The organism is Achromobacter marplatensis, assembly GCF_002209535.1.
GTDB lineage: Bacteria > Pseudomonadota > Gammaproteobacteria > Burkholderiales > Burkholderiaceae_B > Achromobacter > Achromobacter marplatensis.
Map to the genome: position 1 here is coordinate 790,660 of NZ_NJIG01000001.1, position 25,241 is coordinate 815,900.

The 25,241-nt window shown below is 68.0% G+C and carries 21 protein-coding genes; 17 read left to right on the top strand and 4 right to left on the bottom strand.

Annotated features, from left to right (window positions below):
• The first annotated feature begins 253 nt into the window (after window positions 1-253).
• From CEY09_RS03390 to CEY09_RS03465, 16 genes are all read left to right on the top strand, one after another.
• Window positions 254-985 (top strand): FadR/GntR family transcriptional regulator, encoded by a 732-nt coding sequence (locus CEY09_RS03390; RefSeq protein WP_006225893.1) that lies wholly within the window; start codon window positions 254-256, stop codon window positions 983-985.
• 201 nt (window positions 986-1,186) lie between these two features.
• The gene (locus CEY09_RS03395; RefSeq protein ID WP_088587542.1) at window positions 1,187-2,692 is read left to right on the top strand and encodes an ABC transporter substrate-binding protein; all 1,506 of its coding nucleotides are present in this window, start codon (window positions 1,187-1,189) and stop codon (window positions 2,690-2,692) included.
• 109 nt (window positions 2,693-2,801) lie between these two features.
• Window positions 2,802-3,719: an ABC transporter permease gene (locus CEY09_RS03400; RefSeq protein ID WP_006225895.1), complete on the top strand. Its 918-nt coding sequence runs from the start codon at window positions 2,802-2,804 to the stop codon at window positions 3,717-3,719.
• Window positions 3,716-4,585 carry an ABC transporter permease gene (locus tag CEY09_RS03405; RefSeq protein WP_088587543.1) on the top strand — a complete coding sequence of 290 codons (870 nt, stop codon included), beginning with the start codon at window positions 3,716-3,718 and terminating at the stop codon, window positions 4,583-4,585. The genes CEY09_RS03400 and CEY09_RS03405 overlap by 4 nt, the downstream gene beginning before the upstream one ends.
• A gap of 4 nt (window positions 4,586-4,589) precedes the next feature.
• Window positions 4,590-5,588, top strand: a complete 999-nt coding sequence (locus CEY09_RS03410; RefSeq protein ID WP_088587544.1) for an ABC transporter ATP-binding protein — start codon at window positions 4,590-4,592, stop codon at window positions 5,586-5,588.
• Complete coding sequence (locus CEY09_RS03415) at window positions 5,585-6,388, top strand: ATP-binding cassette domain-containing protein (RefSeq protein ID WP_088587545.1); 804 nt, start codon at window positions 5,585-5,587, stop codon at window positions 6,386-6,388. The genes CEY09_RS03410 and CEY09_RS03415 overlap by 4 nt, the downstream gene beginning before the upstream one ends.
• Window positions 6,385-7,515: a lactonase family protein gene (locus CEY09_RS03420; RefSeq protein WP_088587546.1), complete on the top strand. Its 1,131-nt coding sequence runs from the start codon at window positions 6,385-6,387 to the stop codon at window positions 7,513-7,515. Before CEY09_RS03415 ends, CEY09_RS03420 begins: the two co-directional genes overlap by 4 nt.
• 66 nt (window positions 7,516-7,581) lie before the next feature.
• Window positions 7,582-8,577 (top strand): TRAP transporter substrate-binding protein, encoded by a 996-nt coding sequence (locus tag CEY09_RS03425; protein ID WP_088587547.1) that lies wholly within the window; start codon window positions 7,582-7,584, stop codon window positions 8,575-8,577.
• The gene (locus CEY09_RS03430) at window positions 8,577-9,056 is read left to right on the top strand and encodes a TRAP transporter small permease (protein ID WP_088587548.1); all 480 of its coding nucleotides are present in this window, start codon (window positions 8,577-8,579) and stop codon (window positions 9,054-9,056) included. The genes CEY09_RS03425 and CEY09_RS03430 overlap by 1 nt, the downstream gene beginning before the upstream one ends.
• Window positions 9,057-9,060: 4 nt before the next feature.
• Window positions 9,061-10,344 (top strand): TRAP transporter large permease, encoded by a 1,284-nt coding sequence (locus CEY09_RS03435; protein ID WP_088587549.1) that lies wholly within the window; start codon window positions 9,061-9,063, stop codon window positions 10,342-10,344.
• Complete coding sequence (locus CEY09_RS03440) at window positions 10,341-11,270, top strand: HpcH/HpaI aldolase/citrate lyase family protein (RefSeq protein ID WP_088587550.1); 930 nt, start codon at window positions 10,341-10,343, stop codon at window positions 11,268-11,270. The genes CEY09_RS03435 and CEY09_RS03440 overlap by 4 nt, the downstream gene beginning before the upstream one ends.
• Window positions 11,267-12,979, top strand: a complete 1,713-nt coding sequence (locus tag CEY09_RS03445) for a thiamine pyrophosphate-binding protein (RefSeq protein ID WP_088587551.1) — start codon at window positions 11,267-11,269, stop codon at window positions 12,977-12,979. Before CEY09_RS03440 ends, CEY09_RS03445 begins: the two co-directional genes overlap by 4 nt.
• A gap of 16 nt (window positions 12,980-12,995) precedes the next feature.
• A complete protein-coding gene (locus CEY09_RS03450; RefSeq protein WP_088587552.1) occupies window positions 12,996-14,246 on the top strand; it encodes a Zn-dependent hydrolase in 1,251 nt (416 codons plus the stop codon).
• Complete coding sequence (locus CEY09_RS03455; RefSeq protein ID WP_088587553.1) at window positions 14,243-15,742, top strand: aldehyde dehydrogenase; 1,500 nt, start codon at window positions 14,243-14,245, stop codon at window positions 15,740-15,742. Before CEY09_RS03450 ends, CEY09_RS03455 begins: the two co-directional genes overlap by 4 nt.
• A gap of 184 nt (window positions 15,743-15,926) precedes the next feature.
• A complete protein-coding gene (locus CEY09_RS03460) occupies window positions 15,927-16,949 on the top strand; it encodes a Bug family tripartite tricarboxylate transporter substrate binding protein (protein ID WP_088587554.1) in 1,023 nt (340 codons plus the stop codon).
• 16 nt (window positions 16,950-16,965) lie between these two features.
• Entirely contained in the window at window positions 16,966-17,718 is a 753-nt protein-coding gene (locus CEY09_RS03465; RefSeq protein WP_088587555.1) for a class II aldolase/adducin family protein, read from the top strand.
• A gap of 22 nt (window positions 17,719-17,740) precedes the next feature.
• On the opposite strand, the gene CEY09_RS03470 is transcribed toward CEY09_RS03465, so the two are convergent.
• On the bottom strand, window positions 17,741-19,432 hold the full coding sequence (locus CEY09_RS03470; RefSeq protein WP_088587556.1) for a thiamine pyrophosphate-dependent enzyme: 1,692 nt from the start codon (window positions 19,430-19,432) through the stop codon (window positions 17,741-17,743).
• A gap of 137 nt (window positions 19,433-19,569) precedes the next feature.
• On the opposite strand from CEY09_RS03470, the gene CEY09_RS03475 reads away from it, so the two are divergent.
• The gene (locus CEY09_RS03475; protein WP_088587557.1) at window positions 19,570-20,538 is read left to right on the top strand and encodes a LysR family transcriptional regulator; all 969 of its coding nucleotides are present in this window, start codon (window positions 19,570-19,572) and stop codon (window positions 20,536-20,538) included.
• On the opposite strand, the gene CEY09_RS03480 is transcribed toward CEY09_RS03475, so the two are convergent.
• Genes CEY09_RS03480 through CEY09_RS03490 form a run of 3 tightly spaced genes read right to left on the bottom strand, consistent with a single transcriptional unit; the run spans window position 20,481 to window position 25,210 of the window.
• Window positions 20,481-21,641, bottom strand: a complete 1,161-nt coding sequence (locus CEY09_RS03480; RefSeq protein ID WP_088587558.1) for a zinc-binding metallopeptidase family protein — start codon at window positions 21,639-21,641, stop codon at window positions 20,481-20,483. The genes CEY09_RS03475 and CEY09_RS03480 overlap by 58 nt on opposite strands.
• Entirely contained in the window at window positions 21,638-22,600 is a 963-nt protein-coding gene (locus CEY09_RS03485; RefSeq protein ID WP_088587559.1) for a transglutaminase family protein, read from the bottom strand. Before CEY09_RS03485 ends, CEY09_RS03480 begins: the two co-directional genes overlap by 4 nt.
• A gap of 30 nt (window positions 22,601-22,630) precedes the next feature.
• Complete coding sequence (locus tag CEY09_RS03490; protein ID WP_088587612.1) at window positions 22,631-25,210, bottom strand: circularly permuted type 2 ATP-grasp protein; 2,580 nt, start codon at window positions 25,208-25,210, stop codon at window positions 22,631-22,633.
• Window positions 25,211-25,241 lie beyond the last annotated feature (31 nt).

A 25,241-nucleotide genomic window follows, 5' to 3' on the forward strand; every position in this document is an offset into this window, starting at 1 on the left:
TAGCCCCGCGCTCCCGCTCATCCAAGCGGGAGCGCGGTTGGCCCAATGCCTAGTGGTTTTCCCTCAAATCCGGCAAAAACGGGCGGTTCCCGATTCCCAAGCGGAATTCCGTCCGGTACATTTCGTCCAGTGGCCTGACCACTGGACCATCAGGCACCTGAACAAGTTTTCTGCATCCCTTCGACCCCGCGCAAGACACGAGCGCCCCAGACCTATTACGCTCTACCCCCCGAACACTCCATCCCACGCCACAATGACTTCCCTTCAGGCCGTAGCTTCGACCCGCCTCTACCGCATGATTGCCGACCAGATCGCCGCGCGCATCAAGGCGGGCGATTTCCCTGCGGGCGGCAGATTGCCCGCCGAGCGCGAGCTGGCCGAGCAACTGCAAGTCAGCCGGGCGTCGGTGCGCGAGGCCCTGATTGCGCTGGAAATCGAAGGTTATGTGGATGTGCGCGTGGGCACCGGCGTGTTCGTGTGCCCGCCGCGCGAAGACGGCAACTATCAGGACGCGCCCCAGGCCCCCGCGGCAGACAGCGTCGAAGCCACCGACATCGGCCCCTTCGACCTTCTGGAAACGCGCCTGCTGATCGAACCGGAATGCGCCGCGTTGGCTGCGCAGAAGGCGTCGCCCGCGCAGATCGCGGCGATCCGCGTCGCGCACGAAGGCATGTCGCTGACCGAGTCGCCCAGCGTGCACGACCGCGCCTTCCACAGCGCCATCGGCGCGGCCTGCGGCAACGCGGCCCTGGCCGCGGCCATCTCGCACATCTGGCACCTCAGCACGCTCAGCCCGGTGTTCCACCGGCTGGAAGAGCACTTCGTGACCACCAAGGTGTGGAGCGAAGCGCAGAAAGAACACGAACGCATCCTCGCGGCCATTGTCGACCGCGATCCCATCCGCGCGCGTCACGCCATGCACGACCATCTGGTCGGCATCCTGGCGCGTCTGCGGGAAGACTTCGGCAACGTTGGGATTCGATGATTTGATGACCCGCTAAGCACCCGGCCTGGCGCTCCAGGCCCCTCCCCTTACCGACCGTGCATGCACCGCCGGCGCGAAAAGCGCCGCCTGCGGCAAGGGGAGCGGCTTGCCCGCGATTCCGCAAGACCCTGCAGTTCCGCAGTCCCTGCAAGACCCGCAAGACCCGTACGTCAAATACTTAAAACATATCAAGGTGAAAACATGCAGCTGACCCGTACCGTGAAGCTAGTGAGCGCGGCGCTATTGGCGCTAGGCGCCCACGCCGCCCAGGCCAACAAGGCTGACAACTCCCTCAACATCGCCTTCGACGCGGCGCCCGCCACGCTGGATGCCTACAAGGAATCGGACCGTCCCGGCCTGGCGCTGGCGCGCATGGTCTTCTCGGGGTTGCTGCAAAAGAACCAGGACACGGGCGAATTCGGCCCGGCCATCGCCACGGGCTACAAGTTCGTCGACGACACCACCATCGAACTCCCCATCCGCCGCGACGTGAAGTTCCACGACGGATCGCTGCTGACCATCGACGACGTGCTGTACACGCTGAACCTGGTGTCTTCCGACGCCTACAAGGCCCGCTTCCAGAACCAGGTCGCGTGGATCGCCAAGGCGGAAAAAGCCGGCGAGGACACGGTGCGCATCAAGATGAAGACGCCCTACCCGCTGGCGCTGGAAATGCTGTCGGAAAACCTGCCGATCTATCCGCGCAAGTATTACGAGGCCAACCAGTCCGACATGGGCGCCAAGCCCATCGGCACCGGCCCCTACCGCCTGACCGAAAGCCAGCCCGGCAGCCGCTACGTGTACGAACGCTACGATGACTACTTCGGCCCCAAGCCTGCCGTGAAAAAGCTGGTGGTGCGCGTGCTGCCCGACGCCAACACCCAGTACGCCGAACTGCTGTCCGGCGGCCTGGACTGGATCTGGCGCGTGCCGCCGGACGTGGCCCGCCGCATGGAGAAGACGCCCACCGTCACGGTCAAGAGCAGCAGCATCATGCGCATCAGCTATATCTCGCTGAACCCGCGTTTTGACGACGGCAAGTCGCCGCTGGCCAAGCAGGAAGTGCGCCAGGCCATCAACTACGCCATCGACCGCGAAGCGATCCGCAAAGCGCTGGTGGGCGGCGCGTCCAAGGTCATCAACGCGGCCTGCAACCCGGCCCAGTTCGGTTGCGCCGCCGACGTGCAGGCCTACAAGTTCGACCCGGCCCGCGCCAAGCAACTGCTGGCGTCCGCCGGCTACCCCAACGGCATCACGCTGGACCTGGTGATCTCGGCGCCGCCGCGCAGCATCCTGGACGCGGCCGCTGCCCAGATGGCGCAAGCCGGCATCAAGCTGAACCTGGTCGAACAGCAGTACGGCACCGCGATGACCAACTGGCGCGACGGCAAGATCGCCATGCTGTCGTCCAACTGGGGCTCGTACGGCATCGCGGACGCGGCGCTGTCCACCAGCAATTTCTTCCGCGGCGGCCCGGACGACCAGGCCCGCAACCCCGAGGTGATCAAGTATCTGGAAGCGGCCGACACGTCGGTAGACCGCGACCTGCGCGCCAAGAACTACGCGGCCGCGCAGAAGATCGTCGCCGACCAGGCGTACTGGGTACCGCTGTGGAACCACTCGCTGAACGCCGTGCAGGCCAAGGACTTGAACTTCTCGGTCGACGGAGACGAGTTCCCGCGTTTCTACAAGGCCACCTGGAACTGATCCGGGCGGCCGGCGCCCCGCGCTTATTGCCTGTCCGGCCGGGCCGCTTCGGCGTCCCGGCGGGGCGGCACGCGCCGGTGCGCCGGCGCACCGTGACAAAGGTTGACCCATGATTGCATTCCTGTTTCGCCGCTTGCTGGTCGCCGCCTTGCTGGTGGTGTTCGTGTCGCTGATCAGCTTCTCGCTGGTATTCGCCTCGGGCAATCCGGCAGCGCGCCTGGCCGGTGAAGGCAGCGCGGCGGATGCCGCCCGCCTGTCGGCACAGCACGGCTTTTCCGACCCGATCCTGGTGCAGTACGGCCGGTGGCTTGCCGGGGTCGTGCGCGGTGATTTCGGCGACAGCCTGTACTTCAGCCGCCCGGTGGCCGAATTGCTGGGCCAGCACTTCCCGGCCACCGCCAAGCTGGGCCTGGCCGCGATGGCGTTCGCGCTGCTGCTGGCGATACCGCTGGGCGTGCTGGCGGGGTTGCGCAAGGGCTCGCTCGCCGACCGCGCCACCATGCTGCTGTCGGCCTGCGCGCAAGCCATGCCGCCGTTCTGCCTGGCGTTCCTGCTGATCATCGTCTTCAGCGTGCGCAACCAATGGCTGCCGGCCTCGGGGTTCGACACCTGGAAGCACTACGTAATGCCCGTCGTCGCGTTGGGGCTGTTCGCCATGCCCGCGATGCTGCGCCTGATGAAATCCGAGATGGAGACGGTGCTGGCCACCGACTACATCCGCACCGCCCGCGCCATGGGCCTGGCCGGCCCCAGCGTGGTGCTGAAGTACGCGCTGCGCAACGCCTTGCGGCCGCTGGTGTCGCTGGCAGCCGCCCAGATGGGCACCTTGCTGGCCGGCTCGGTCGTCATCGAAACCGTCTTCGCCATCAATGGCGCCGGGCTGCTGGCCTGGACGTCCATCCTGCGCGGTGACTTCCCCACGATGCAGGCGCTGATTCTGATCTTTGCGCTGATCTACATCGTCCTGACCCTGGCCGCCGACCTGATCAACGGTTGGCTGGACCCCCGCGTGCGAGCCGCCTCATGAGCACCGTCGTGTCTTCTTCCCTGCCCGCCGCGCCGCGCGGCGACCGCCTGGCGCGTGCCGGCCGCCGCTTCGGCCTGATCGTGCTGGCGCTGCTGGTGCTGGCCGGCCTGATCGGCCCCTACCTGATCCCGCATGATCCGTACTCGCAAGACCTGCTGGCCCGGCTGCAGGAACCCGTCTGGGGCGAAGGCGGCGACTGGAACCACATCCTGGGCACCGACCAACTGGGCCGCGACGTCTTGGCCCGCGCCCTGTACGGCGTACGCGTCTCGGCGCTGATCGGCCTGTCCGTCGCGCTGATGGGCGGGCTGATCGGCACGACGCTGGGCGTCGTGGCCGGCTACTTCGGCGGCGCCGTCGACCGCGTCGTGTCGTTCCTGATCACCGCGCGCCTGGCGTTGCCCATCATCCTGGTGGCGCTGGCCGTGGTGTCGGTGGTGGGCGCATCCCTGACCGTGGTGGTGCTGGTGCTGGGGCTGCTGCTGTGGGAACGCTATGCGCTGGTCGCGCGCACCATGGCCGCGGGTTTGCGCAATGCCGAATTCGTCACCGCGTCGCGGCTGCAGGGCTGCACGCACCTGCAGATCATCTGGCGCGACATCCTGCCCAACCTGGTCGGCAACCTGCTCATCATCGGCACGGTGGACGCCGCCATGGCGATCACGCTGGAAGCCTCGCTGTCGTTCCTGGGCCTGGGCGTGCCGGCGCCGATGCCCTCGCTGGGCCTGATGATCGCCGAGGGCAAGGAAAACATGCTGTTCCAGCCCTCCCTGGTGGTGATCCCCAGCATCGTGCTGTTCGTGCTGGTCCTGTGCGTGAACCGCGCGGGCGAGACGCTGCGCGCCATCCAAATGAAGAAGGGCTGACGCCATGACGCCGACCGGCTCCCCCTTGCTGCAGGTCCAGGGCCTGCACATCGACATCCACACCCCCACCCACACCAAGCACGTTGTGCGCGCGGTGGACTTCAGCCTGGAACGCGGCAAGACGCTGTGCATAGTCGGCGAATCGGGCTGCGGGAAATCCTTGACCGCCTTGGCGCTGCTGGACCTGCTGCCCGCGGCCGCGCGCCGCCGCGTAGCGAAGCTGGAATTCGCCGGCCAGGACCTGTCCACGCTGAAACCGCGGCAGCTGGCGGCGCTACGCGGCGCGCGCATCGCGATGATCTTCCAGGATCCCATGACGTCGCTGAACCCGGTGTTCCCGATCGGCACGCAACTGGTCGACGTGCTGCGCCGTCACAAGCCCGTCAGCCGCCGGCAAGCCATCGAACGCGCCGAATACCTGTTGCGCCGGGTCGGCATCACGAACCCGCAAGACCGCATGAAGCAGTACCCGTTCGAACTGTCGGGCGGCCTGCGCCAGCGCGTGATGATCGCCATGGCGCTGATGTGCGGCCCCGAACTGCTGATCGCCGACGAACCGACCACCGCGCTGGACGTGACGGTGCAGGCTGAACTGCTGGACCTGCTGCGTGACATCCAGACGGAATTCGGGCTGGGCATGGTGTTCATTTCCCACGATATGGGGCTGGTCGCGCGCATCGCGGACCACGTCATCGTCATGTACGCGGGCGACATCGTCGAAGGCGGCAGCGTGCGCGACGTGCTGGAGCGCCCCAGCCACCCCTACACGGCCATGCTGCTGAACTGCATTCCCCAGCCCGGCCGCACCGCCCCCCGGACCGACCTGCCCACCATCGCCGGCGCCGTGCCATCGCTGGACACGGCCATCCGGGGATGCGCATTCCGCGAACGTTGCCCGGTGGCCGAAGCGCGGTGCGCGCAGCCGTTGACGGCGCGTGTGCAGGGCGGGCACCGCTGCCTCTGCGTCAAATCCGGCGCCATGCGTCTTGGAGCCCCGGCATGAACCCGACATCCGCCAGCATCAGCCTGAATGGCCTGTGCTTCCAGTATGGCCGCGCCAGCCTGTTCTCGCGCCGCCCCGCGCCGCGCATCCTGCACGACATCGACCTGCACGTGCCCGCCGGCCAGACCATCGGTCTCGTCGGCGAGTCCGGCAGCGGCAAGTCCACCATTGCCAAACTGATGCTGGGCCTGCTGGCCCCCACCCAGGGCCAGGCGCTGCTGGACGGCCAGCCGCTGGCTGCCATGCCGGCGCGCGCCCGCGCCCGCCGCATCCAGATGGTGTTCCAGGACCCGTATTCCTCGCTGAACCCGCGCCGCACCATCAACGAGATCCTGACGGCCCCGCTGCGGGTCCACGGCATGGGCAACGCGTCGACGCAGGCTGCCGCCGTGCGCCGGATGATGGACGCGGTGGGGCTGGTGCCGGCATTCGCGGCCCGCTATCCGCGCGAACTGTCCGGCGGGCAGCGCCAACGGGTAGCCATCGCCCGCGCGCTGATGCTCGAACCCCAGTTACTGATCTGCGACGAACCCACGTCGGCGCTGGACGTCTCGGTGCAGGCGCAGATCCTGAACCTGCTGATGGAATTGCAGCGCGAACGCGGCCTGGGCTACCTGTTCATCAGCCACAACCTGGCGGTCGTGCAGCATATCGCCGACCAGATCGTGGTGCTGCAAGGCGGCCGAGTGGTCGAACGCGGCAATGCGGACCAGGTGTATTTCGCGCCTACCCACCCCTATACGCGGCAACTGATCGGCGCAACATTGGCCGTGCCGCTAGTCCAGGAGCTGGCGGCATGAACCCGACGCCCCACTTCCTGCTGGTCGGCAACGACGAGAAAGTCACCTGGGACGACGGCCGGATCCGCTTCCTGCCCCCCGGCCGCGACACGCTCAGCATCTTCGATGCCGCAGCCGACCCCGCCGCGCCCGTGCTGGTCGCCACCTTGCCCTTGCCCAATTCGCTGTTCGGCCCGCCGGTCAACCTGGCCGTGACCCCAGACCAGCGGCTGGCGCTGATTGCCGACTCCATGGCCTGGCCGGAACGCGCCGACGGCGCCGGCTGGCAGCCAGCCCCCGGCCGCGATCTGCATGTGATCGACCTTGCCTCCACCCCGCCCGCCTTGCTGCAAACGCTGCAGATCGGTTTGCAGCCGTCCGGCCTGTCGATCAACCGCGCGGGGACGCTGGCGCTGGTCGCCAACAAGGCCGGACGCTCGGTGTCGGTTTTGAAGATCGCCGACGGCCGGGTGCAAGCCTTCGGCGACGTCGACGTCGGTACGCCGGTCGTCGCCGTCTCGTTTTCGGCCGACGGCCGCCGCGCTTTTGTCGTCAAGACCGACACGCACCGCCTGGGCGTGCTGCACATCGATGAAAGCGGCCCCGTCCCAAGCGTCACGCACGACCCGGCCGAAGACCTGACCACCGGGCTCGTGCCCTTCAACCTCGTCGTGTCGCCGGACGGCGCGCTGGCGCTGGTGGTGGACATGGGCAGCCCGACCGCGTCGGACGGCCATGCGGATTCCGTGAGCGTGGTCGACCTGCTTGCCACCCCGCCCCGCGTCATCGACCGCGTGATGGTCGAAGACGGCCCCGAGGGCATCGCGATCAGCCCCGATGGCCGTCATGCCGCCGTCGCCATCGTGCAGGGGTCGAACAACCCGTCTTCCGAATGGTTGCACCATCCGCGCGGCCAGATCGTGCTGCTGCGCATCGACGGCCAACGCGTCACGCGCGCGGGCGCCGTCGAGGTCGGCGCGTTGCCCGAGGGCGTGGCGTTCAGCCCCGACAGCCGCTACCTGTACGTGGGCAACTTCCTGGACGCGACCTTGCAGGTGCTGGCCGTGGGCGACCACGGCCTGACCGACACCGGCACCCGCATCCCCTTGTCCGGCCACCCCGCATCCATGCGGGCGCAATCCTACTGAGCGGGGCCGCACCCCGCCGCCGATCCATCCTTATCCATCCCTTCCTTTCGCATCCGGAGCTACCCCATGATCCTCGCCACTAAGAAATTCAACACCTTGCTCGGCGGCGCCCTGCTTGCCATGGCGGGCCTGGCGCCGCTGTCCGCCCATGCGCTGGACATCAAGCTGGGCCACGTGCTGGCCCCCAGCCACAGCTGGAACAAGGCCGCCGAGGGCTTCGCCGCCGAGGTCAAGGAAAAGACCGCCGGCCGCGTCAACTTCGTGTTGTTCCCCAGCGGCCAGCTGGGCAATGAGAAAACCATGCTGGAAGGCCTGCAGATCGGCAGCCAGGGCGCGGCCATCATCGGCTCGGGTTCGCTGCAGCCGATCGAACCCAAGTTCGGCGTGGTGGAACTGCCCTACACGTGGTCGACCTCGCAGCAAGCCTACAAGGCGTATGACGGCGAACTGGGCGAAGCCCTGGCCAAGCTGGCCGACAAGAAGAACCTGACCATCATTTCCTGGTGGGAAAACGGCTTTCGCCACGTGACCAACAACCGCGGCCCCGTGGCCAAACCCGCCGACCTGGCCGGCCTGAAAACCCGCGTCACGCCCGACAAGATGCGCCTGGACACCTTCACCGCACTGGGCGCCAACCCGGCGCCGCTGGCGTTCGGCGAACTGTATTCGGCGTTGCAGCAAAAGGTGTTCGACGCGCAGGAAAACCCGCTGTCCATCATCTACACCTCGTCCTTCTTCGAAGTGCAGAAGTACCTGTCGCTGACCGGCCACGTCTGGGGCCCGGCCAACCTGATCATCTCCAAGCCGGTCTGGAACCGCCTCTCGGCCGACGACAAGAAAATCGTGCAAGCCGCGGCGGACAAGTGGCGCGACGCCCAGCGCAAGATGATCACCGACGGCGACCAGCAGTTCGTGGCCCAGCTGAAAGAGAAAGGCATGCAGGTCAACGAGGTCGACAAGGCCGCGTTCGCCGCCGCCGTGCAACCCGTCTGGAAGACTTACTCGGTCACCTACGGCCCCGAGCTGATGGCCATCGTGCAGAAGTACCGCGAGGCCCAGTGATGCTGAATCGACTGTCCGCCGTCCTGTCGGGCATCAGCAAGGCCTTCGCCGCCCTGGCGGTGGCCTTGCTGGCGATCCTGATCACCTACGTGGTGTTCGCCCGCTTCGTCACGCACACCACGCCCCATTGGGCCGAGGAACTGCCGCGTCTGGTGCTGGTGTGGTCCGCCTTCATCGGCGGGGTCGCCTGCAGCTACGAACGGTCGCACCTGATGGCCGGCCTGCTGCCCTTCGTGGTGCGCAACCCCCGCGTGCTGAACGCGTTCGAGCGCATCAACCAGGTGCTGGTCATCGTCGGGTTGGTGGCGCTGGGCTACGCCGGCTGGCAACTGGCCAAGTTGACGATGGACCAGACGCTGCCCGCGCTGGACGTGTCCGCCGGCACGGTCTACCTGGCGCTGCCGTTCGCCTGCGCCGTCACCGTGGTGGTGCATCTGGCGCAACTGTTCTCTCTCGCTCCCGCCGCGGCAAAGGAATAACAAGATGTCTTCGGGTGCTATTTTCCTGATGGGCGTGTTCACGATCACGGTGCTGATCGACATGCCCATCGCCTTCGGTCTGGTGCTGTCCTGCCTGGCCTATCTGGCGATCTACGACTCCGCGCCCATGATGGTCGCGGCGCAGCAGTACGTCGTGGGGCTGGACAGCTTCACGCTGCTGGCGATCCCGCTCTTCATCCTGGCCGCCCAACTGATGAACGGCGCGGGTCTGACCCAGCGCATCGTGCGCCTGTGCGCCGCCATCGTGGGCGACATCAAGGGCGGCCTGGCGGTCGTGGCCGTGCTGGCCTGCCTGATGTTCGGGGCGCTGTCCGGTTCGGGCGTGGCCGACGTGGTGGCCATCGGCAGCCTGCTGCTGCCGGCGATGGCGCGCAGCGGCTACGACAAGGGCTTTTCCTGCGCGCTGGTCGGCAGCGCCGGCGCTACCTCCACCATCATCCCGCCCAGCATCGTGCTGATCGTCTACGGCACCATCACCGACACCTCGGTGGGCAAGCTGTTCGTGGCCGGCATCATCCCGGGCATCCTGCTGGGCCTGTCGCTGATCGGCGTCGCCATCTGGCAATCACGCAAGCACAACTGGGCCGGCGGCCAGCCGTTCTCGTGGGGCGAGCTGCGCGCCGCCGCCATCGACGCCCTGCCCGCGCTGATGGTGCCGGTGCTGATCATCGGCGGCATCCGCTTCGGCATCTTCACCGCCACCGAAGCCGCCTCCAGCGCCATCGTCTACGCCTTGGTGATCGGCTTCTTCTGGTACCGCACGCTCAGCCTGAAGTCGCTGTGGGACAACCTGAAGTCCACCGGCGAAAGCAGCGCGTCCATCCTGCTGATCATCGGCGCCTCGGGCCTGTTCGCCTGGGTGCTGGTGGCCGAACAGGTGCCGCAGGCGCTGTCCACCCTGCTGGTGGAATGGACCGACAGCAAGACGGCCGTGCTGCTGGTGCTGACGGTAGTCCTGCTGCTGCTGGGCACCTTCATGGAGGCGATCCCGGTCATTATCATCGTGGCCCCCGTCGTGATGCCCGTGCTGGCACACTACAACATCGACCCGGTGCATTTCGGCATCCTGCTGTCGATCAACATGGCGATCGGCGCCAATACGCCGCCGGTCGGCGTCGACCTGATGGCCGCATGCAAGATCGGCGGCATCAACATGATGCAGACCCTGCGACCGCTGTCGTGGATGATGCTGGCGATGACCGCCGTCATGCTGCTGCTGACGTTTGTCCCTGAACTGGTGCTGTTCCTGCCGAGGCACGTGCAATGACCCACTCCCCCTCTCTCCGCCGTCCCGCGGCGCTGCGCCGCAGCTGGATGTTCGTGCCAGGCCTGGACGCGGCCGCCCAGGCGGCGGGCCTGGCCAGCGGTACCGATGCACTGGTCGCCGACCTGGAAGAATTCACCGCCAAGGTCGAACGCCCCGCAGCGCGCCCGCGCATCGCTGCCCTGTTCTCCGAATGCCGCGCCCAGGGCGTGGTGGCGGCCGTGCGCATCAACAAGCTGGAAGACGACGGCCTGGCCGACCTGCGCGGCGTGATGCCGGGCGCGCCCGATGCGGTGTTCCTGCCGCACGCGGAAAGCGCCGCCCAGATCGTCGCGCTGGACCAGGCCATCACCGCCCTTGAGGCCGAACTGGGCCTGCCGCCGGGCAGCACCGAGATCGTGCCCACGCTGGAGTCGGCGCTGGGCCTGGTGCGCGCCTACGACATCCTGACCGCCAGCCCGCGCGTGTCCGCCTGCCTGCTGGCGGCCGAAGACCTGACGGCCAGCCTGGGCGCCGAACGCGGCAAGGACGGCATCGAACTGCACGCCGTGCGCGCACGCTTCCTGGTGGACTGCACGGCTGCCGGCTGCGTGCCGATCGACTGCCCGTTCAATTACCGCGACCTGCCCGCGCTGGAAACCGACCTGCGCTGGGCGCGCCGCCTGGGCCTGAAGTCCAAGTGCGCGACCGTGGCCGAACAGATTCCGCTGATCCATGCGGTATTCACGCCCGCCGCGGCCGAAATCGATGCCGCCCGCGACTGCGTGGCCCGTTTCGACGCGCAACGCGCCGGACGGAACGATGCCGAACGCATCGATCCCCCCGTCTACAACACCGCGCGCCGCCTGTTGGCGCGCCATGACCAATTCGAACGATGGGCCGCCGAGCGCCGTGCGCAGGCCGTCCCGCAACAAGGAGACTCCGCATGACGTCAGCCGCTTTACCCGAACGCAATGGCGGTCAGATCCTGATGCAGCAATTGCGCATCCATGGCGCGCGCCGCGTGTTCATGATCCCCGGCGAAAGCTATCTGCCCTGCATCGACGCGCTGAACGAGCACACCGATGCCATCGAGCCGATCGTCTGCCGCCAGGAAAGCGGCGCGGCCTATATGGCCGAGGCCTATGGCAAGCTGACGGGCGAGCCCGGCATCTGCTTCGTGACGCGCGGCCCGGGCGCCACCAACGCCAGCATCGGCGTGCACACCGCCTATCAGGACTCCACGCCGATGATCCTGTTCGTGGGCCAGGTGGGCAACGACTTCATGGAGCGCGAAGCCTTCCAGGAAATCGACTACCGCCGCATGTTCGGCCAGATGGCCAAGTGGGTCGCGCAGATCGACCGCACCGACCGCATCCCCGAATACCTCTCGCGCGCGTTCGCGGTCGCCACCAGCGGCCGCCCCGGCCCGGTCGTGCTGGCGTTGCCGGAGGACACGCTGTGGGGCACCGCGCGCGTGGCGGACCTGCCGCGCTACCCGCGCGTGCATAGCCACCCCGGTGCCGCCGACCTGGCCCGCATGACGCAGTTGCTGGACGCGGCCGAACGGCCCTTCCTGCTGCTGGGCGGCAACGGCTGGCATCAGACCGCCATCGACCGGATCGCCGGCTTCGCCGAGCGCTTCGAACTGCCGGTGGGCACCGCCTGGCGCCGGCTGGAGTGCTTTGACCAGCGCCACCCCAACGCCGCCGGGCACGTGGGCTGGGCCATGACGCCCGCGCTGCGCCAACGCCTGCGCGACGCCGATCTGGTGCTGGCCGTGGGCACGCGTCTGGGCGAAGCCACCACCGAGGGCTATACCGTCATTGAAAGCCCGCTGCCGCGCCAGAAGCTGATCCACGTCTACCCCGACGCCGCCGAACTGGGCCGCGTGTTCTCGCCCACCCAGGCCATCGTGGCCGACGTGGCCAGCTTTGCGGCCGGCGTCGCCGCGCTGGCCCCCGGCCACGCCGCGCCGCGCGGCGCTGCCGTGCGCGCCGCGCACCAGGAACTGGTCGACAGCCTGGCGCCGTTGCCCTCGCCCGGCCCCATGAGCCTGGACGCGGCCGCCGCTTATGTCGACGCGCACATTCCTGCCGACGCCTGCATCACCGTGGGCGCGGGCAACTACGCGCTGTACCCGCACCGCTACCGCCGCTACGCCGGCCCGGGCACGAGCCTGACCCCCACCGTCGGCTCCATGGGCTACGGCCTGCCCGCCGCCATTTCCGCCAAACTGGAAGACCGCGCGCGCACCGTCGTCTGCTATGCCGGCGACGGCTGCTTCCAGATGAACATGCAGGAACTCGGCGTGGCCCTGCAATACAAGCTGGGCGTGGTGGTACTGGTGTTCAACAACGGCATATGGGGCACCATCCGCGCCCACCAGGAACGCGAATTCCCGGCGCGTACGATCGCGCTGGGCTTCGAGAACCCCGACTTCACGCAGATCATCCGCGGCTACGGCGGCTATGGCGAGGCCGTCGAGAACACGGCGGACTTCGGTCCGGCCTTCGAACGCGCGCTGGCCTTCGCAAACGAACACAGCCTGCCCGCGCTGCTTGAAATCCGCTACGACGCCAACGGCATCGCGCCGGGTGAAACGCTGATGGGCATCCGCGAAGCCGCCCAGGCGCGCATCGCCCGCAGCGGACATTGAACCAGGACTGACGACGATGACGACGACGATTTCAATCAATGGGCAGCGGCTGTGGCAGTCGCTGATGGACCTGGCGCAGATCGGCGCCACGCCCAAGGGCGGCAACTGCCGCCTGGCGCTGACCGCGCTGGACGGCCAGGGCCGCGATCTGGTCACCGGCTGGATGCGTGAGGCGGGCATGACGCTGCGCGTGGACCAGGTGGGCAACATCTTCGCCCGCCGCGCCGGCCGCAACAACGACCTGCCGCCCGTCATGACCGGCAGTCACATCGACACCCAGCCCACCGGCGGCAAGTTCGACGGCTGCTACGGCGTGCTGGCCGGGCTGGAAGTCATGCGCAGCCTGAACGACCACGGCGTGGTCACCGAGGCGCCGCTGGAAGTGGCCATCTGGACCAACGAAGAAGGTTCGCGCTTCCTGCCGGTGATGATGGGCTCGGGCGTCTTCGCGGGCAAATTTCCTCTGGAAGTCGCGCTGAACGCCCGCGATCACGACGGCAATTCGGTGGCCGACGAACTGGCCGCCATCGGCTACGCCGGGCCGGATGCCGTGGGCGGTCGCCCAGTGGGCGCCTATTTCGAGGCGCACATCGAACAAGGCCCGATCCTGGAGCACGAAGAAAAAGTGGTCGGCGTCGTGACCGGATCGCTGGGCGTGCGCTGGTACGACGTGGTCGTGACCGGCATGGAAATGCACGCCGGCCCGACCCCGATGCCGATCCGCAAGGACGCGCTGTACGCCGCCACCTTCCTGCTGCAATCGGTCGTGGGCATCGCCAACGACCATCAGCCCCACGGCCGCGGCACCGTCGGCGAGATCCATGCGCACCCGGGCTCGCGCAACGTCATCCCGGGCCAGGTGCGCTTCACCGTCGACCTGCGCCATGAAGACGAGGCCACGCTGACGCAGATGGATGCGCGCTGGCTGGCCACCTGCACGGATGTGGCCGCGCGCCACGGCGTGACGGTGGACGTCAAGCAGGTGCAGTACTTCCCGCCCACCCCGTTCGACCCGGACCTGGTTGGCAAGGTGCGAGACGGCGCCGTACGCCGCGGCCTGGCCGCCATGGACATCGTGACGGGCGCCGGCCATGACGCCGTCTACATGGCCAGCGTCACGCCCACCGCCATGATCTTCGTGCCGTGCAAGGACGGCGTGAGCCACAACGAAATCGAAGACGCCAAGCCCGCGGACCTGGAAGCCGGCTGCAACGTGCTGCTGGACGCCATGGTCGCGCGCGCCAACCACCCCGGAGAGCAAGCATGAGCCACCACGATTCCGCCTACTGGCACGCCCGTGCCGCCGAACTGCGCTTCAATGGGCAGGCCTACATCGACGGCGCCTATTGCAACGCCGCCGACGGCGCGACGTTTCCGGCGTCCAGCCCCATCGACGGCCGCAAGCTGGCCGATGTGGCCGCCTGCGGCCAGGTCGACGTGGACCGCGCCGTGCAGGCCGCGCGCCGCGCCTTCGACGCCGGCGTCTGGAGCGGCCTGGCGCCCCGCCAACGCAAGGAACGCCTGCTGCGGCTGGCCGCCTTGATCGGTGAGCACACCGAAGAGCTCGCGCTGCTGGAAACGCTGGACATGGGCAAGCCCATCCGCGACGCGCTGGCCTTCGACGTGCCGGAAACCGCCCGCTGTTACGCCTGGTACGCCGAAGCAATCGATAAGATCTACGACGAGATCGCCCCCACGGGCCCCGACGCGCTGGCCACCATCACCCGCGAAGCGCTGGGCGTGGTGGCGGCCGTGGTGCCGTGGAACTACCCGCTGATGATGGCCGCCTGGAAGGTCGCGCCCGCGCTCGCGGCCGGCAACTGCGTCATCCTGAAACCTGCCGAGCAGGCCTCGCTGTCATCCATCCGGCTGGCGGCGCTGGCCGAGGAAGCCGGCATCCCGGCCGGCGTCTTCAGCGTCGTGCCGGGCTTGGGCGCCGTGGCCGGCCAGGCTTTGGGCCTGCACCCGGACGTGGATTGCGTGGCATTCACGGGATCCACCGCCACTGGCAAGCGGTTCATGACCTATTCCGGCGAATCGAACCTCAAACGCGTCTGGCTGGAATGCGGCGGCAAGTCGCCCCACATCGTGTTCGACGACTGCCCTGACCTGGACCGTGCGGCCCAGGCCGCCGCGCTGGCCATCTTTTCGAACCAGGGCGAAGTCTGCATCGCGGGATCGCGCCTGTATGTGCAGGACGGCATCTACGACGCCTTCATGGACAAGGTGGCAGCCTACGCTACGGGCCTGCAACCCGGCGACCCGCTGGACCCGGCCACCGCCATGGGCGCCATGGTGGACGAACGCCAGATGCAGGGCGTGCTGGCGCGCATCGCGGCGGGCCAGGCCGATGGTGCCAGCCTGCGGATGGGCGGCAAGCAAGCCCGCACCGCCACGGGCGGCTACTACATCGAACCCACCATCTTCGATTGCGCCAGCCAGGACTCTGCCCTGGTGCGCGAAGAGATCTTCGGCCCCGTGCTGGCGGCCCAGCGCTTTGCCACCGAGGACGATGCGGTCCGCCTGGCCAATGATTCGGTCTACGGTCTGGGCGCCGGCTTGTGGACGTCGAACCTGTCGCGGGCGCACCGGCTGTCGCGTCGGCTGCGCGCGGGTCTGGTCTGGGTCAACTGCTACGCCGACGGCGACATCACGGTGCCCTTCGGCGGCGTCAAGCAGTCGGGCTTCGGCCGCGACAAGTCCCTGCATGCGCTGGACAAGTACTCGGACCTGAAGACCACCTGGATCAGCCTGACCGTGTAAGGCGCCCGGCGCACGGCGCGTGCCCGCCCTTGCCGTTTCGCGCTATCTGCTTGGCCGCCCAGGCCATTGAAGGCGCCGGCCCCTTGTGCCACCTTGGACGGCATTGGGGCTGGATGAGGAGCCGGCCCCGATGCGGGCCGGCGCCAGCGCGCTCCCGCCATGAAAAACATGACAGGAGACAAGCATGCGCAATGCCCCCCACATCGCCTTTGCACGCCGGCGTCGGCTGGCCGCCGCCTTGGCGCTGGCAACCGCCGCCCCGTTGTGGGCCGTCAGCGCCGCAGCCCAGGCCCAGGACGCCGCCTACCCCACCAAGCCGGTCACGATACTGGTGGGGTTCCCGCCCGGCACGGCCACCGACACCGTCGCCCGGATGTTGAGCGAACGGCTGGCCCAGCGCATGGGCCAGCAATTCATCGTCGAAAACAAGCCTGGTGCAGGCGGCTCCATCGCCGCCGGCCTGGGCGCGCGCGCCAAGCCCGACGGCTACACGCTGATGATCGGCGCCTCTGCGCCGCAGGCGATCAACCCGCACGTCTATCCCAACCTGAACTACGACGCCCGCAAGGATTTCGCGCCCATCGGCCTGATCACGTGGCTGCCATATCTGTTCGTCGTCAGCCCCGACAATCCCGCCGGCAACCTGAAGGATTTCCTCGCAACGGCCAAGGCCAAACCCAATCAGCTGACCTACGCCACCACCGGCATCGGCACCACCAGCCATCTGGTGACGGCGGTGCTGCTGTCCAAGGCCGGCGCCGCCATGGTGCACGTGCCGTACAAGGGCAGCAGCCAGGCACAGACCGACATCGTCGGCGGCCGCACCACCGCCACCTTCGACACCATGGTGTCGTCGCTGGCCATGGTGAAGTCGGGCCGGCTGAAGGCGCTGGCCGTCAGCACGCCGGAGCGCGTGGCGATGCTGCCCGATGTGCCGACCGTGGCCGAACAGGGCTTTCCCGGCTTCGACATGGGCGCCTGGCTGGGCCTGATCGCGCCTGCCGGCATCCCGCCCGCCATCCAGGACCGGCTGGCCCGCGAAATGAACGCCGTGCTGGCTGATGCGACGGTGCGCGAGCGCCTGGGAGACCTGGGCGCCCAGGTCCGTACCACGCCCACGCCGGCCGCCTTCGGCGCCATGATGAAGAACGAATACGAATCGTGGGGCGCCATCGTCCGCGACTTCAATGTCAAAGCCACTGACTGAACAGGACACGACGACCATGCACGCAAGCGACGACATGAGCCCGCAGGAACGGGACACCCGCATCCAACTGGCCGCCTGCTACCGGCTGGTGTCGCACTTCGGAATGAGCGACCTGATCTACAACCACATCACCGCGCGCATCCCCGGCACGGACGATCACCTGCTGATCAACCCCTACGGCATGATGTATGACGAAATCACCGCGTCCAGCCTGGTCAAGATCGATCTGGCCGGCAATATCCTCGGCCCGTCGTCCACCGGTTACGGCATCAATGCGGCCGGCTATGTGATCCACAGCGCGGTGCACGGCGCCCGCCACGACGTCGGGTGCGTGATCCACACGCACACCCGCGCGGGCATGGCGGTATCGGCCCTGAAGTGCGGGCTGCTGCCGCTGACCCAGACCGCCATGCGCTTTGCCAAGATTCCGTATCACGACTACGAAAGCGTGGCGATCGACCTGGACGAGCGCGCACGGCTGGTGGCGGACCTGGGCGCGTCCGAGGCGATGATCCTTCGCAACCACGGCCTGCTGGCCGTGGGACCCAGCATCGCCCAGGCGTTCAATACCCTGTACTGGCTGGAAATGGCGTGCAAGGCGCAGGTGGACGCGCTTAGCGCCAACCGGGAACTCTGCCTGCCGCCGCCGGAGGTCATCGAAAAGACCTGGCACCTGTACCAGCCGACAACGCGCCGCCCCTTCGGCGAGCTGGAATGGCCCGCCATGCTTCGCCTAATGGACCGCAAGGACCCCGGCTACAAGGACTGACCGGGATCCCCGCCGCGCGGGCCTATTCGCCGCGCGGCAGCAAGTCCACGCCCGCCGCATGGCTGGCGCCTGCCGGCAGGATGGCCGCCAGGCTGGTCCGCACTTCCAGGAAATACGGACGGTCCGACGCCAGGCCGCGCGCAATCGCGGCATCCAGCTGGTCTTCGCGGGTCAGGTACTCGGCCTGCATGCCGAAGGCGCGTGCCATCATCGTGAAGTCGGGGCTGGACAGGTTCGTGCCCACATAGCGCCCCGGATATGTCCGCGCCTGGTGCAGGCGGATCGACCCGTAGCAATTGTTGTTCGACACGATGAACAGGATGGGCAGCCCGCGTTCGGCGGCGGCGGCCATTTCATTGCCCGTCATCATGAAGCCGCCATCGCCCACCAGGCACACCACCTTGCGGTCGGGGTGGCGCAGCTGCGTCGCGACTGCGGCCGGGGTGCCGTAGCCCATGGCGCCGGATTGCGACGCCATCAAGCGTTGCGGGTACACGAAGGGAAAGTGCCGGTACACGGGCGCGGCGAAGGTGCCTGCGTCCAGGCAGATCGCCACGTCGTTGGGTGTCCGCTGCGTCAGGGCGCGCACCACCGACACGAAGGGCACGCCGTCGTCGACGGCCTTCTCCGGCCACGCGGCGGTGCGCTGCTGGATGGCACGCAGCGACGCCGCCCAATCGGCCCGCGCCAGGCCGCGCCCGGTCGCCGGCAGATTGGCCAAGGCATGGGCGGTCGCCGCCGGGTCCGCCACCAGGCCGACATCCGCCGCGAAATGCTGGTTCACGATGTGCGGGTCGGGATAACAGTGGACCAGCGCCTGGGCCGGCTTGGGATGGGCCGGGAACACGTAGCCCTGGGTCGTGATGTCGCCCAGGCGCGTGCCCAGGGCCAGGATCAAATCGCTGGAATTGAAGGCCGCGACCTGCGCGGCGGGCGTCGCCAGGTCCAGGTCCCCGGCGTACAGCGCATGCGTGTTGGGAAAGAGGTCGTGCTGCCGGAACGACACCGCCACCGGAACCGTATGCCGCTCGGCCAGCCGGCGCAGCGCACAGCGCCCATCGGGCCGGTTGAACGCGCCGCCCGCGATGATCAAGGGCCGGCGCGCTTGCGCCAGCAATCCGTGGATGCGCTCCAGCGTGGCGGGCGCGGGCTGCGCGGGGCTCTCCGCCGCCGCCACCCAGCCCGGCTGCGGCACCGCGGCCTGCTGCACGTCTTCGGGCACCACCATCACCACCGGGCCCGGCGTGCCGGACGTTGCCACGCGGATGGCCTTGAAGGCCGCCGCCGCCAGTTCCTCGGGCGTCGACACCTCGACCACCCACTTGGCCATCGAGCCAAACATCTTCTGGTAATCGATCTCCTGGAAGGCTTCCTTGCGCACGTCCCGCTTCGGCACCTGCCCGATCAGCAGGATCATCGGCACCGCGTCCTGCTGCGCCGCGTGCACGCCGATCGACGCGTTGGTCGCGCCGGGCCCGCGCGACACCATCGCCACGCCAGGGCGTCCGGTCAGCCTGGCATCCGCGCCCACCATGAAGGCCGCGCCGCTCTCGTGGCGGCAGGTCACCACGTCAATCTGCGGAAAGTCATGCAAGGCGTCCAGCACCCCCAGATAGCTTTCGCCCGGCACCACGAAAACGCGGTCGATGCCATTGGCGGCGAACACCTTCAGCAAGGCGTGAGAGGACGTGTTCGATTCGGCGGATACGGTCATGGGCGGCGTCAGGATTCAGGGTTGAGTCCCGGAAATTCTAGATTGGCAAGCCGGGGCCGACTAGGCATACTCTGGCAATCAGATATACAAGAAACGCACACTAGAGACAGCGGCGCGCCCCCGCGCGCAGACCCGGGATGGACTTACGCAAGATCGAAAACCTGATCCACGTCGCCGATCAGGGCAGCTTTTCAAAAGCGGCATCCGTGCTGGGCATCGCCCAGTCGGCGCTGGGCCGGCAAGTCAGGAAGCTGGAAGACGAATGCGGCTGCGCCCTGCTCTATCGCAATGGCCGCGGCGTATCGCTGACGCCCGACGGGGAAAAGCTGCTGGACCGGCTGCGCCCGCTCTTGCGGCAGATGGATCACGTGGTCACCGAATTCCACAATGACCAGAAATCGCCGTCCGGCCAGGTCACGCTGGGACTCACACCCACGCTGTGCCATATGGTGGGCACGCGGCTGGTGGCCGAAGTCTGGAAGCGGCACCCGCGCATCCAGCTGAACATCATCACGGGCTACAGCGGCTACGTGCACGAATGGCTGACCAATGCCCGTGTCGACATCGCCGTGCTGCACGACGCGCGGCGTTCGCAGCACATCGCGGTGGACCCGCTAGCCGAACTGGACTTGGCTCTGGTGTCGCCGCCGCAGAACCTGTCGCCCGCGGCGCGGGCGATGGCCTCCATCGACTTCGAACAGTTGCGCGACCTGCCCCTGGTGCTGCCGACCCGCAACCACGGCCTGCGCCGCACGCTGGAGCACGCCGCCACCCAGGCGGACATGCCGCTTACCGTGGCCTTTGAAATCGACGCGCTGGAGCTGATGAAGGAAATCGTGGTCGAGGGCCTGGCCCACACCGTGCTGGGGCTGCCCGCCGTCATCAAGGAAGTCGCCGCCGGCCAGTTGATTGCCCGCCGCATCACGCACCCTGGCCTGTCCACCCGCCTGATGCTCGCCACGGCCTCCAGCCGCCCGATGACGCAGGCCGTGAAGCTCGTGCAGGGAATACTGCGCGAGGTGCTGGGGCAGATGACGGCGGCCGCGCCCTATTGCGGCGGGATGCGCATGGTGGACGCGCCCTTGACCACCCGGTGCACGAACTGAAGCTTGCCGACGACTTCCGCCGGCAGCACGAAGGGATAGAAATCCCGCTGCCCCATGCTGCGCGACAGCTCGTTCAACACGCCTGTCAGCGCGACCCAGGCGTTGACCAGATCCAGGAAAGCCTGGCCGTCAGGGTCCTGCGGGTCATATAACGACGCCGTCGTGAACGGTTCGTAGGACTGCTCGACCGACATCCGCGTGACGCCGAAGCTGATGGCTGTATCCAGCGTATCCATCATGTGCAGATAGTGCGCCCAGGTCTCGGCCCAGTCTTCCCAGGGGTGGCACGAGGCATACGTGCTGATGAAGTGCAGGTCCCAGTCCGCGGGCGGGCCCTGTTCGTAGTTGCGCTGCAGGGCCTGCGCGTAATCGGCCTGTTCGTCGCCGAACACCTGGCGAAACGGCTCAAGCCACGGGCCGCCCGCGATCAGCTGGTCCCAGTAATAGTGGCCGATCTCATGGCGGAAATGTCCCAGCAGGGTCCGGTACGGCTCGCGCATGTCTTCGCGCACCTTCACCCGGTAGGCGTCGTCGGCCTCCAGGACGTTGATGGTGATCAGCCCTTGCGCATGTCCGGTCAGCAGCGGTGCGCCATCGGCGCCGGGCGCCAGCAGGTCAAACGCCAGGCCGCCGTCGTCGGGCTCCTCGGAACGCCGGATCGGCAGGCCCAGCGTCATCAGTTGCGCGATCATCTGCCGCTTGGCGGCTTCCACCTTGAACCACAGCGGGCCGTTTTCCAGCACGGACAGGTCGGGAATGGTGCGGTTCAGGTTGCAGGCGGTGCACAGCGTCTCGGGCGAATGCGCCGGCAGCAGCCAATTGCACAAGGCCGGCAGGGTGAAATTCGCGCAGCGCTTGTAAGTCTTGCCGCGCGCCCTGCCCGATTCCCGCCACGTGCCGGGCGTGGCGCCTTCGTCCAGCGCCAGCACGTGGCCGCGCTTGGGGTCGAAGCCCAGTTGCCGGTGGCAGTTCAGGCATTCGGTGTTGGAAAAGAATATCGGCTGGCCGCACACGCATTGAAACGCCTTCGCGCGGGCATGCCGCACGCGCTGGCGTTTCGGGGCGCGCAGCTGGCGGTTGATCGCGTCGAAGAAATAGCTCATGCATCCGTCCCGGTGGGAAATTCATCGATAGGCGCGACCGTCACGCGCACATCCAGTTCGTGGCCGCCGCCGCGGATCACGCCGCGCAAGGGCGTGACGTCGCCGTAGTCGCGGCCATAGGCCAGGATAACGTGCGCCGTGCCGGGCACCACGTCATTGGTGGGGTCCAGATCCACCCATCCCGCGTTGCCCGGCACCCCGGCGCAATGCACCGAAACCCACGCGTGCGAGGCGTCCGCGCCGATCAGCCTCGGCTTTCCCGGCGGCGGTTGCGACATCAGGTAACCGCTGACGTACCGGGCCGGCAGGCCGATCGCACGCAGGCAGCCGATCATCACATGCGCGAAGTCCTGGCACACCCCGATGCGCTCCTGGAACGCCTGCAGGATGGGCGTGGACACTTGCGTATGCGCCGGCCGGTAGCTGAAGTCGGCGTGAATGCGGTGCATCAGGTCCAGCGCGGCCTCGGCCACCGGCCGCCCCGGGGTGAAAGACAGCAAGGCGTATTCCCGAAGCTCCGGATGCAGCGGCACGTAGGTCGACGGGAAGGTGAATTCGACCTCGGGCGCGAACGGCACGGCCGGGTCATAGCGCAGGCGTTGCGCCGCCGCCTCCCAGGGCAGCCCCGTCGCGGGGTCCAGGCCCTCGAACCGGGCATGCACCGTGACGCGGCTGGTCGCCCGCACCGTCAGCGATTCATGAGGCGCCACCAGCGCGAACGTGCAGCGCATGTTGCCGAATCCGTCGAGGGTTTCGCTGATGTCGGACGGCGCGGGCGTGACGCTCAATGCGTAGTCTTCCACCACCTGGCACGCGTCGCTCAAGGGCCGCAGATAGCCCAGGTGGTACGCCAGTTCCACCGGCGAGTCATAGCGGTAGGCGGTTTCGTGGTCCACCCCCAAGGTCACGCCAGCGGCGCACGCGGGAGTATCGGCAGGGACGGGTGTGGGCAAGTTCATGGCGGCAACGGGTCGGCTAGGTGGCGGCCATCAGGCCGACAGCGTCTGGTCGTAGCCGGCCGCATGGCTGAAATAGCGGCGGCTGATCTCGTTGGAAAGCGCGCTGGCGGCAGCCTCCAGCTGTTCGCACAGCGCCAACACGCCCGCGTACAGGCCCTGCGTCTGCTGGCACAACGCGGTCAGCGCCACCCCGGGGCCTTCAGCGGGCAGCAGCCCCAGCAAGTCGGTCGCCGGGCCAGCCACTGTGGCGGGCAGGCGCGCCACCTCTTTGCGCAGCACGTTCAGCACGCAGGCGATCGAACGCGGGTTGGCGGGTTCTTGCACCAGCAGGTTCAGCAGCGCAGGCACTTCCTGGCGGCCGGGGTAATAGGCGCGGTAGGTGATCTTGCTGTCGAACAGGTCCAGCAGGATATTGAACCCGCTGTCGCCCAGCACCGCATTGCGGCGGAACAGTTCGCCCAACAGCCCGGCCATGGCTGACAGGCGTTCGATTTGCCGGCCGATCGTCAGCAGCCGCCAACCGTCGTCGCGCGTCATGCGGTCGGTCTGCGACCCCGTGATGGCCGACAGCTGCATGCCCAAATTCTTCAGCGCCCGCAGCACGTCCGGCGCCGTCGCCGGCGTATCGGCATCGCGGTCCTTGCCGCCGGCGGCCATGCGCCGGAAGAGTTCGTTGGCGGTGACGACCAGCCGCCAATGGTCGGGCGACAGGCGGTCCCGGATCTGGCCGGCCGCGTACGCCAGCGCGCCCAGGTTGCGCGACACGCCGCCCTGGGCGTCTTCGCCCGCCAGTTCCGCGAGCAGCGTGGATTCGAACATCCGCACCGACAGGGTCGGCGCGGCCGGCGCGAGGCCGCTGCGCCGGCACAGGGCCCCGACGGCGGCGAACAGTTCTCCCGCGTTGTCCTCGTCGCTGTTCAACCACGTCAGCGCCACATTGGCCAGCCGAACGTCGTTTTCCGCGCGTTCCGTGTAGCGGCCCATCCAGAACAGGTTCTCGGCGGCCCGGCTGGATACCGGGCGATGGGCGGGTACGATGTCTTCCGGGCGCAGTTGCGCGGGCAACATCGAGAACGTGTCGACCGCGCCGCGCGTCGTCACCCAGGTGTCCATGCTGCTGCCGCCGCGCTGCATGGATACGATCTGCTGTTCGCGGCTGGCGATGCGCGTCAGCCCGCCGGGCAGCACGTTCCAGCCGCCCTCGCCGTCGGCGATGACGAACACGCGCAGCATCGCGGCGCGCGGCACGATATGCCCGGCGCTCCAGCTGGGCGCCTGCGACAGCGGCAGGTATTCCTGGATGGTGTAGGCGTCGGGGTTGGCGGCGATGCGTGCCTGCAGCGCATCGCGCTCGGACGGCGGCACTGCGCCGCCGATCACCGGTTCGAAGCCGCCGCGCAGGTTGCTGGGATAGGTGGACTTGACCACCGCCCCCGGCAGGTTGGCCAGCACCTGCTCGCGCGCCGCGGCCTCGCCGCACCACCAAGACGGCAGCGACGGCAGCAGCAGGTCCGCCTGCAGCAGGCGGCGGCTGATCGCCGGCAAGAAACCGTTGATCGCGGGCGACTCCAGAAAGCTCGTGCCCAGGGAATTGGCCACCAGCACGTTGCCGGCCCGCATGACCTGCAGCAGCCCCGGCACGCCCAGCGTGGAATCCGAACGCAACTCCAGGGGGTCGCAAAAATCGTCGTCCAGCCGGCGCAGCACGGCGTGCACGCGTTCCAGCCCGTGCAGCGTCTTCAGGTACAGCAGCTTGTCGCGCACGACCAGATCGCTGCCTTCCACCAGGGTCACCCCCAGATAGCGCGCCAGATAGGTCTGTTCGAAGTAGGTTTCGTTATAGGGCCCGGGCGTCAGCAACACGATGCGCGGCGGCGTATGCGCCGACAGCCCGCCGGGGCTGAGCTTGTACAGCATGTCCATCAACCGGCGGTAGCTGGTGGCCAGGTGCTGCACCCGCAGTTCCTTGAACGCTTCGGGGAACATGCCCGAGATCGTCAGCCGGTTCTCCAGTAGGTAGCCCAGTCCGGACGGGGCCTGGGTGCGCTGCGACACGACCCACCAGCCCCCATCGCTGGCGCGCGCCAGGTCGAAGGCGGCGATGTGCAGAAAGGTGCCGCCCGGCGGCGCATAGCCGCGCAGCGGACGCAGGTAGCCCGGGTGGCCCAGCACCAGGGCGGGCGGTATCAGCCGGTCGGCCAACAGCGTCTGCGGCCCATAGACGTCGGCGAGCAGCCGGTTCAGCAAGGCGGCGCGCTGGCACACGCCCTGCTCGATCGCCGCCCAGTCGGTGTCGTTGATGACAAAGGGCAGCAAGTCCAGCGACCACGGACGCGCCGAGCCACTGGCCTCGGCGTAGATGTTGTAGGTGATGCCGTTTTCGCGGATCTGGCGGGCCACCACGTCCACGCGCCGGTCCAGGTCGGCAAAGCCGCTGGTGCCCAATAGTTCAAAAAAACGGGGCCAGGGTTCGCGCAACCGGGTGGCGCCCGACGCGTCGGCGGTGTCGCGCAGCTCGTCATAGTGCCCGGGACGTGCGGGCAACGCCGCATGAACCGCCAGGGACGCGACATCCAGCGACGGATCCGTCTGAAAAAGAAATTGCGGCATAGCGGCTTTATCGCCGGCGGGTGCGCCGGGG